Annotated in this window: 4 protein-coding genes and 1 pseudogene; 4 read left to right on the top strand and 1 reads right to left on the bottom strand. The window is 73.1% G+C overall.

Annotation, left to right across the window (positions count from 1 at the left end):
• Positions 1–590: 590 nt before the first annotated feature.
• Positions 591–1,931 (bottom strand): annotated as a pseudogene (locus tag AAHZ94_RS21870) (cation:dicarboxylate symporter family transporter); the annotation flags it as partial.
• Between the two features lie 216 nt (positions 1,932–2,147).
• Between AAHZ94_RS21870 and AAHZ94_RS21865 the strand changes: the two are divergent.
• The 4 genes from AAHZ94_RS21865 to AAHZ94_RS21850 all read left to right on the top strand — a co-directional run bounded on the left by AAHZ94_RS21865 (position 2,148) and on the right by AAHZ94_RS21850 (position 8,943).
• Complete coding sequence (locus AAHZ94_RS21865) at positions 2,148–4,550, top strand: sensor histidine kinase (RefSeq protein ID WP_349994675.1); 2,403 nt, start codon at positions 2,148–2,150, stop codon at positions 4,548–4,550.
• Positions 4,547–5,278, top strand: a complete 732-nt coding sequence (locus tag AAHZ94_RS21860; RefSeq protein ID WP_349994674.1) for a response regulator — start codon at positions 4,547–4,549, stop codon at positions 5,276–5,278. The genes AAHZ94_RS21865 and AAHZ94_RS21860 overlap by 4 nt, the downstream gene beginning before the upstream one ends.
• Positions 5,279–5,769: 491 nt before the next feature.
• Positions 5,770–7,077, top strand: coding sequence for a family 8 glycosyl hydrolase (locus AAHZ94_RS21855; RefSeq protein WP_349994676.1), 1,308 nt, complete (start codon positions 5,770–5,772; stop codon positions 7,075–7,077).
• 507 nt (positions 7,078–7,584) lie between these two features.
• Positions 7,585–8,943 (top strand): extracellular solute-binding protein, encoded by a 1,359-nt coding sequence (locus AAHZ94_RS21850; protein ID WP_349994673.1) that lies wholly within the window; start codon positions 7,585–7,587, stop codon positions 8,941–8,943.
• Positions 8,944–9,097: the final 154 nt, after the last annotated feature.

The raw sequence follows: 9,097 nt of genomic DNA, 5'->3' as shown, positions 1-9,097 counted from the left end.
GGCGGGCTACCTCGCCCGACAGTACGAGGAGGAGAGCGGCACCGCCCCTGCCGGGGGGGCCCCCCCCCCCCCCCCCCGCCGCGGGGCGCGCGCGGGGGGGGGGGGGGGCCCGCCCCCCCCCCCGGGGGCGGGGGGCACCCGGGGCGTGGGCCGGCCCCGCCCCGGAGGAGCGGGACGGGGCGGCGGATCGGGGGGCATTCGTGGGTTGCGCGTGGGGGGAGCGCCTGCGGGGTGCGGACGCGCCCGTGCGATCGAGGTACGGGTACGGGGCGCGCGCCCGTGACGTTGAGGGGATGCGGGAACGCCCGCGGGGTGCAGCGAGGAGCCGTGGCGCCCGGTGGGGCCGGCGCCCGGCGGCCCGCTCAGACGGTGGCCGCCTCCTTGCCGTCCGCACTGCCCGCACCGTCTGAACCGGCGGAACCGGCGGAACCGTCAGCCTCATCAGCGCCGGCCGCACCCGCCGCGACGCCCTTCGTCAGCGGCACCCGGTCACCGGGGGCGTCGGCCTGGCCGCCAGGTTCCGCCCCGCCGGCTCCACCAGAGCCCTCCGCTCCACCAGCGCCACCAGGGCCCTCCGCTCCACCAGCGCCCTCCGCCCCGTGCTGCCCGTCATTGAGCAACGTCCGCTCGTCGAAGGGCAGTTGGCCGGCGAGCACGGCGCGCATCCGATCCCGGTCGATCTCCTTGGTCCAGGTGCCGACCAGGACCGTGGCGACCGCGTTGCCGGCGAAGTTGGTCAGGGCCCGGGCCTCGCTCATGAAGCGGTCGATGCCCACGATCAGGCCGACGCCGTCGACCAACTCCGGGCGGTGCGACTGGAGGCCGCCGGCCAGCGGGGCGAGGCCGGCGCCGGTGACCCCGGCGGCGCCCTTGGAGGCCACGATCATGAAGGCGAGCAGCGAGATCTGCTGGCCGATGGAGAGCGGGTCCCCCATCGCCTCCGCGATGAACAGCGAGGCCATCGTCAGATAGATGGCGGTGCCGTCCAGGTTGAAGGAGTAACCGGTGGGGACCGTGATGCCGACGACCGGCTTGCTGACGCCCGCATGTTCCATCTTGGCGATCAGCCGCGGCAGCGCCGACTCGGACGAGGAGGTGGAGAGGATCAGCAGGAACTCCCGCGCCAGGTACTTCAGCAGCAGGAACAGGTTCACGCCGGCCACCAGCCGCAGGATCGTGCCGAGCACGACGATCACGAAGAGCAGACAGGTGGTGTAGAAGCCGATCATGATGACCGCGAGCGAGCGCAGTGCGTCCGTACCGGTCTCGCCGATGACCGCCGCGATCGCGCCGAACGCGCCCACCGGGGCCGCCCACATGATCATCGCCAGCACCCGGAAGACCAGCCGCTGGATGTGGCCGATGCCGCGCAGCACCGGCTCGCCGGCCTTGCCCATGGCTTGCAGCGCGAAGCCGACGAGCAGCGCGATCAGCAGGGTCTGGAGCACCTCGCCCTCGGTGAAGGCGGACAGCATGCTGGTCGGGATGATGCCGAGCAGGAAGTCCTCGGTGGACTCGCTCGCCCCGTCGGCCTGGCCCTGCCCGGCCTTGGCCGCCTCGGTGGTCAGGTGCAGGCCGCTGCCGGGCTCCAGGACGTTGCCGACCAGCAGGCCGATGGCGAGCGCGACGGTGGACATCAGCAGGAAGTAGCCGAGCGCGAGCCCGCCGACCGCGCCGACCTTGGCCGCCTTGCGCACCGACCCGACGCCGAGCACGATCGTGCAGAAGATGATCGGCGAGATCATCATCTTGATCAGGTTGACGAAGCCGGTGCCGATCGGCTTGAGCTCCACGGCGAAGTCCGGTGCCGCGAACCCCAGCGTGATGCCGATGAGCACGGCCGCGATCACGGACAGGTAGAGGTAGTGGGTCTTGTCGCGCCGGGCGGGCGGCGTCCGGCCGGGTTCCGATGGCGAGGTCTGCGCAGCCACGGCTGCCTCCTTCGTTCCTGAGGTGCTGCTCGGCGGGGCGAAGCGCTGCGTGGGTACGGCTCGACCACCCGCCGGCCGATCACATCCGGCCAGGCCGCTCAGTGGGGTACGTGCGATTCCGGCGCTGGATGTCCCGGTGACTATGCATCACGCTGTGACGGCGGTCACGCTTCCGTACATTACGTTCACGCCGGGAACAGCGGGCAGACTGAGCCGATGCGCATCCCCCGTCCTCGCAGCCTCGCTGGTCAGCTCTTCGCCATGCAGGTCGTGCTGGTCGCGGCCGTGGTCGCCGGGTGCGCCGTCTTCACCTACGTCACGGCCCGCGGCGAGGCGCAGGACGCGGCCCGCCGGCAGGCGGTGACCGCGGCCACCACCATCGCCAACGCCCCGGGCGTGGCCGATGCGGTGCGCTCGCCCCACCCCACGAACGTGCTCCAGCCGTACGCGGAGCGGGTCAGGCTCGACTCCGGCGTCGACTTCGTGACGATCATGACCCCGCGCGGGGTGCGCTGGACGCACCCTGAACCGAGCCGGATCGGCGAGACGTTCCTCGGCCACACCGGCCCGGCGCTGCGCGGTCGGGTGTTCTCGGAGACCTACACCGGCACCCTCGGCCCCTCCGTACGCGCCGTCGCCCCGGTCCGCGAGGGCGGCGGGACCGACGGCCCGGGCCCGGTGGTCGCGCTGGTCAGCGCGGGGATCACGGTCAAGGCGATCAGCGAGCAGGAGCGCCGGCAGGTGCTCGCACTGGCCGGCGTCGCGCTGGCCGCCCTGGTCATCGGCGGCCTGGGCACGTACGTCATCAACGCCCGGCTGCGCCGCCATACGCACGGCATGAACGCGAACGAGCTCAGCCAGTTGCACGACTACCACCAGGCGACGCTGCACGCGGTGCGGGAGGGGTTGGTGATGCTCGACGGGCGGCGCAGGATCGCCCTCATCAACGACGGCGGGCGCGAACTCCTCGGCCTGGGCGGCCTGGCAGCGGGGGGTGGGGGTTCGGCTGGCGGGGCAACGGGGGTTTCGGTTGGTGGTTCAGCCGGTGCTTCGGCGGGCGCCTCGGTTGATGGTTCGGCTGGCGCCTCGGTGGGGCGGTCGACGTCGGGCGCGGGGCCGTACGGGGACGCGGGGGTGGCCGCGCGCCCGCACGGGGCCGGGGCCACGAGCCCGGGTGGCGCCCCGTCTTGGACTCCGGGCCCGGCCGACGCTCCGTTCGCGAACCCGAACCCGGCAGCCGCCCCGTTCGCGGCCCCGGGCCCGGCCAACGCCCCGGCTTCGCCTTCGCCCCCCGGCGGCAATCCGGCTCCGTCTTCGGACCCGGCCGGCGCCCGGGCCGTGCTGCCATCCCGTACCGCGCCCGGTTCGTCGCGCGCCGCCACCCCGGCGCGCCCCGACGGGGCCGGCGGTCCGGGCGGTCCGGGCGGTCCGGGCGGCACCGACGGCCGGGATCAGCGGGAGCGGAGCGGGCGGAAGGACCGGAAGGGCCGCATCGGGCATCTCGTACGGCTGCGATGGGTCGGCCGCGCGGGCGGCGCCGGTGGCGGTACGCGCGCGGGCGGGCGCGGGGCGGGGCGTGGTGCGCCGCCCGTCGGGCGACACGTGACCGACCTGGGGCTGCCCCCGCCGCTCACGGCCGCACTGCTCGACCCCGAACCGCGCCGGGACGAACTGCACCTGACCGCCGACCGGGTGCTGGTCGTCAACAGCGCCCCGGTGAGCAGCGGCGGCCAGCGCGGCTCCGTGGTGACCCTGCGCGACCACACCGAACTCCAGGCGCTGTCAGGCGAGTTGGACTCCGTACGCGGCTTCGCCGAGGCGCTGCGCTCGCAGGCGCACGAGGCGGCCAACCGGCTACACGCGGTCGTCTCACTGATCGAGCTCGGGCGCGCGGACGAGGCCATCGAGTTCGCCACCGCCGAACTCCAACTCGCGCAGGCGCTGACCGACCAGGTGGTGGGCGCGGTCGCCGAGCCGGTGCTCGCCGCGCTGCTACTCGGCAAGGCCGCGCAGGCCAGCGAGTACGCCGTGGACTTCGAGCTCACCACGGACAGCCGCATCGACGACGGCCTGCTGCCGCCGAGCCTGCCGGCGCGGGACCTGGTGACGATCCTGGGCAACCTGGTGGACAACGCGATCGAGGCGGCCGGCGGCCAGGGAACGGCGCACCCGGAGCGCGGCACGGGGCGGCGCGCCGGCAGCGCACCGGACGGCCGGCGCGGCCGGGTCACGGTGACCGTACGGGCCGGCGGCGGGGAGTTGACGCTACGCGTCGGCGACAACGGCCCGGGCGTGGGCCCCGGCGCCGCCGAGGAGATCTTCCAACGCGGCTGGAGCACCAAGGCGGTGCCGGGGCACGGACTCGGCCTCGCCATCGTGCGCCAGGCGGTGCACCGCAACCACGGCACCATCGACCTCGACCGCTCCCCCGAGGGCGGCGCCGAGTTCACCGTCCGCCTCCCGATCCGCAGCGAGGCCGCTCGATACGAAGACGGGGCGGACGGGGCGGCAGACGCGGCCGGGGCTGCCTCGTACGGAGCGGACGGAGCAGCCTCGTACAGGGCGTACGGAGCGGACGGGACCGGTGCGGGTGGGACCGGTGCGGGTGGGGCCCCGTGAGCGCGTTGGACTCCGACGCCGCCACGGGGCGCGGGCCGATCCGGGTGCTGGTGGTGGAGGACGACACGCTGGCCGCGGACGCGCACGCGCTCTACGTCGGCCGCATCCCCGGCTTCACCGTGGTCGGCACCGTGCACTCGGCCGGCGCGGCCCGCCGCCGGCTGGAGCGCAGCGCCGTCGACCTGCTGCTGCTCGACCTCTACCTGCCCGACGGGCACGGGCTGCGGCTGCTGCGCACGCTGCGGGCCGGCGGCCACGGCGTGGACGTCATCGCCGTGACCTCGGCGCGCGACCTCGCCGTCGTACGGGAAGGGGTTTCGCTCGGTGTCGTGCAGTACGTGCTCAAGCCCTTCACCTTCGCGACCCTGCGCGAACGGCTGGTGCGGTACGCGGAGTTCCGGGCCACCGTCACCGTCGGCGAGGCCAGCGGGCAGGACGAGGTGGACCGGGCGCTGGCCGCGCTGCGGGCCCCGCACCCGGCGGCCGAACTGCCCAAGGGGCTCACGCCGGACACCCTCGGGTCGGTCACCGAGGTGTTGCGGGCCGCCGACGACGGGATCTCGGCGCACGCGACGGCGCAGGCGCTCGGCATCTCACGGATCACCGCCCGGCGCTATCTGGAACACCTGGTGGAGACCGGCCGCGCGGTACGGGCCCCGCGGTACGGCGGTCTCGGCCGGCCCGCACTGGCCTACCGCTGGGTCAGCGCACCGGACTCCACGGGCTGAGCGGGCCGGGCCCCGACCCCGTACTCCCGGCTATGCGGAGCCCGCCCCGTACCCCCGTCCGCCGTGGAGCCCGCTCCGTACGCGCGCCTGCGCGGAGTCCGCCCCGTACCGCTGGTTGCGCGGCGCCGCAGCCACTCCGTACCCCCGTCCATGCGGGCCCGCGCCCGCCCCGTACCGCCGGCTGAACGGGCCGCGTTCCGCCACGCGCCACCGCGCCAACGGGCCCCGCCCGTCCCGCCCCCGTCACCCGACCAGGCCCGCGCCCGTCGCTCGACGGGTGCCGGCGGTGCGCCCCCTGCGCACCCGCGTGCTCGGGCAACGACACAGGTCAGCCATGGTGTGCAAGTCCTGCGTCGCCCATCCGTGGGCGCACGGAACCGGGCCTTCAGGTAAACAGGAAACTTTCTTAATCATCGCCTTGTCGGGTCTGCGCCGGCTCGCTACCGTTCACATCCCCAACTCCCGTCCAAGGATGGAGGCATGACGTGGCTATGGTGAGGAACCGCAGATCGCTCGCCGTGCTCACGGCCGCCACGCTCGTCGGTGGCGGCGGATTCTGGCTCGCCGGCCTGCCCGGCGGCCAGCCCGCAAGTGCCACCAGCAACGCCCCCACATCGGCCGCCGAGGCCAGGCAGGCCACGCGCGCCGCGGCCACCCCGGCCGTCCCGTTCGGCAGCCACTCCTTCTCGTACACCGACGGCGCCCTCAAGCCCTCGGGCAACCAGCAGGACAACGACGCCAAGGTGGTGGCCTTCTACAAGAAGTGGAAGGCCAACTTCATCAAGCAGAACTGCGGGAACGGCTGGTACCAGGTGTACTCGCCGGACGCCGACCACGACTACGTCGGCGAGGCGCAGGGCTACGGCATGGTGATCACCGCGACCATGGCCGGCGCCGACGCCGACGCGCAGAAGATCTTCGACGGCATCCTGAAGTACGTGCTGGCGCACCCCTCGTCCATCAACAAGGACCTGCACGCCGCCGAGCAGGACGAGAGCTGCAAGAGCGTCAACGGCACGGACTCGGCGACCGACGGCGACCTGGACATCGCGTACGGGCTGCTCCTCGCCGACCGGCAGTGGGGCAGCTCCGGCACGTACGACTACAAGGCGCTGGCCGTGAAGCGGATCAACGCCATCAAGAAGAGCGAGGTGCACAGCGGCACCAAGCTGACCAAGCTGGGCGACTGGTCATCGGGCTCCGACGACAAGCTCTCGCGCACGTCGGACTGGATGCCGGGCCACTTCAAGGCGTTCAAGAAGGCCACCGGCGACGGCACCTGGGACGCGGTGCGCACCAAGACTCAGCAGGTCACGGCCGACCTCCAGAGCAAGTACGCGGCGAAGACCGGCCTGTTGCCCGACTTCGTGGAGAACACCACCAGCTCGCCGCGGCCCGCCAACGGCGAGGTGCTCGAAGACCCGCACGACGGTGACTACCACTGGAACGCCTGCCGCGACCCGTGGCGCCTTGGCACCGACGCCGCGCAGACCGGCGACTCCGCGTCGAAGAAGGCCGCGGTCAAACTGAGCAACTGGGCGGAGCAGAAGTCCGGCGGCAACCCGTCCAAGCTGGTCAACGGCTACCGGCTGAACGGCTCGGCCTACGGCTCCGGCAACGACGCCGCGTTCTTCGCCCCGTTCGCGGTCGCCGCCATGAACGACAGCGACGGGCAGCAGTGGCTGGACGCGCTCTGGAAGAAGATGGTCGCCACCGCGCCCGGCTCCGGCGACTACTTCTCCGCCAGCATCCAGCTCCAGTCGATGCTGGTCGTCACGCACAACTTCTGGACGCCCTGACCCGGCATTAGCGCTACCGGTTGCACCGGTCGCACCTGCTGTACGGGGTGCACTGGTGCACCGGCTGTGTTGATTGCACCGGCTGTGCTGGTTGCACCGGCTGTGCCCGCTGTACTGGTTGCGCGGCCCGACCGCGCGTCTGCTCGCCCTCGCGCCGTCCCGGCCCGCCGTCCGCGCCGTTCCGACGGCGGGCGGGGCGTCCGCGGCGGCCCCCGGCCCCGCACCCCACCAGGGTGCCGGGCCGTTCGCACGCCAGGCCACCCCGCGCCTCGCCCGCCCCCGGGCCACACCTCGCACGCCCCCGCGCCCCGTACGCATACCGACGCCCCCCCGGCCCCCGCCGTACGCCCCACCGCACTGCGCCGTACCAGTGACCCCGCCACCGGCCGGGGTCACGGCCATTGACCTGCGCTCGAAGTGGCACGTACGGTCACCGGGCAGTCACCGCAGCGCCCCGTCGGCGCCTCCTGCGCGCCTTGGAGCGCCGTGTCCAAGGAGGCCGTGCCCGTGCGCCCCACCGCCCCGCTCATCCTCGCCGCCAGCCTCACGCTCGCCGCCACCTCACTCACCGCCTGCGGCGCGTTCGGCAACGATCCCCACACCATCAAGGTCGTCTACCTGCGCAACACGGACAACGAGGTCCGGCACATGGACGCCTACCTGTCCGCGGTGAAGAAGGAGTTCGAGCGCACGCACCGCGGCGAGAAGGTCAAACTGATCCCGATCCAGGCCGCGCAGCCCGACTACTGGGTGAAGATCCAGCAGATGATGCGCTCGGCGAAGACCACACCGGACGTCGTCTACGAAGACACCTTCATCATCAACTCCGACGTGGCCAGCGGCTATCTGCGCCCACTCGACCGCGAACTGGCCCGCTGGCCCGCCTGGGACCAGTTCCTGCCGCAGGCCAGGACCGCGGCGAAGGCCGAGGACGGCAAGACGTACGGGGTGCCGATGGGCACCGACACCCGCGGGCTGTGGTTCAACAAGGAGATCTTCGCCAAGGCCGGGCTGCCCACCGACTGGCGCCCCCGCAACTGGGCCGACCTGCTCGCCGCGGCCCGCACCATCAAACAGCGCGTCCCCGGCGTCACCCCCCTCAACGTGTACACCGGCAAGGGCCCGGGTGAAGCGTCGGTGATGCAGGGCTTCGAAATGCTCCTGTACGGCACCGGCACCGACCCGCTCTACGAGCCCAAGGCCGGCAAATGGGTCACCGGCGGCCAGGGCTTCAAGGACGCACTCGGCTTCCTCGACACCCTCTACAGCCAGCGCCTCGGCCTGCGCCCGGCGGAAGCGGTCGACCCCAACGTGCCCACCCGGGTCGCGACCGAACTGCTGCCCGAGGGGAAGGTGGGCATCGCCCTGGACGGCTCCTGGCTGGGCCAGTTCTGGATCGAATCCGGCGGGCGGCCCTGGCCCCGCTGGTCGAAGGTGCTCGGCCGCGCCCCGATGCCGACCCAGTTCGGCCAGCCGCCCGGGGTGGTCAGCATGTCCGGCGGCTGGGCGTGGGCCATCCCCGCCAAGTCGGAGAAGCCCGAACTGGCCTGGAAGCTCATCCAAACCCTCCAGACCACCCCGAACGCCGTCGAGTGGACCCTGCGCGACGCCCAGATCGCGGTCCGCAAGGACGTCGCGGCCGACCACCGCTACCGCACCTCAATCCCCGGCATCGCCTTCTTCACCGACCTCGTACGCCACACCCACTACCGGCCCGCCCTCCCCGAATACCCCAGAGTCTCGGCAGCCATCGGCGAAGCGATGGAGACCGTCACCACCAGCGGCACCTCCCCCACGAAGGCCGCCCGAGAGTACGACGCAGAGCTGCGCTCCCTCACCGACGGCAAGGTGGTGAACCGACCTTGATGAACAGACTCGGCCGGGGTGGATCAGGCGGACGACGGGGTGGGCGGGGCAGGTGGGGTGGCTCGGATGGCCTGGGTGGGCGGGGTGGATCAGGTGGTCAGGGTGGGCGGGATGGACGGAGTGGCGTGGGTGGGGCGGATGACCTGGGCGGCGT

Source organism: Streptomyces sp. HSW2009 (assembly GCF_040240285.1).
Lineage (GTDB): Bacteria > Actinomycetota > Actinomycetes > Streptomycetales > Streptomycetaceae > Streptomyces.
This window is presented reverse-complemented; position numbering and strand designations above follow the sequence as displayed.

Coding starts and splice junctions, on each gene's coding strand:
- AAHZ94_RS21855 (WP_349994676.1), top strand. CDS start 5,770: ATGGTGAGGAACCGCAGATCGCTCGCCGTGCTCACGGCCGCCACGCTC.
- AAHZ94_RS21865 (WP_349994675.1), top strand. CDS start 2,148: ATGCGCATCCCCCGTCCTCGCAGCCTCGCTGGTCAGCTCTTCGCCATG.